The sequence below is a fragment of the Pseudoalteromonas sp. GW168-MNA-CIBAN-0100 genome (genome assembly GCF_040309225.1).
Lineage (GTDB): Bacteria > Pseudomonadota > Gammaproteobacteria > Enterobacterales > Alteromonadaceae > Pseudoalteromonas > Pseudoalteromonas arctica.
Genome location: NZ_JBEOOL010000601.1, coordinates 1 through 269 on the forward strand (window position 1 = coordinate 1; position 269 = coordinate 269).

1 pseudogene is annotated in these 269 nt (G+C 36.8%); it reads right to left on the minus strand.

Annotated features, from left to right (window positions below):
• A pseudogene (locus AAEY62_RS22620) lies at positions 1-248 on the minus strand (site-specific integrase); the annotation flags it as partial.
• Positions 249-269: the final 21 nt, after the last annotated feature.

The following is a 269-nucleotide window of genomic DNA, read 5'->3' on the forward strand; positions in this document are numbered from 1 at the left end:
GGCTTATGTCCTTTTCGTACAATGTTCAATTTTGGAATACGTTTCTCGTTTTCTTTTTCATCAGGGTTAAAGAGGTCTTTCTGGTCGATGGCCGAAATTTCAAAAGATCGAAGTCCACCTAACAAGGCACACTGCAAATAACGTTTATAAGTCTCTTTTTGAGCTGTATTCGTCTCCAGTAACTGTTTAAGTTCTTTTGGAGAATATGGTTGTAGACCTTTGTCTGGTGAGTCTTCTTTTTGTTTCAATGTATTTGGAATGCTCAAATT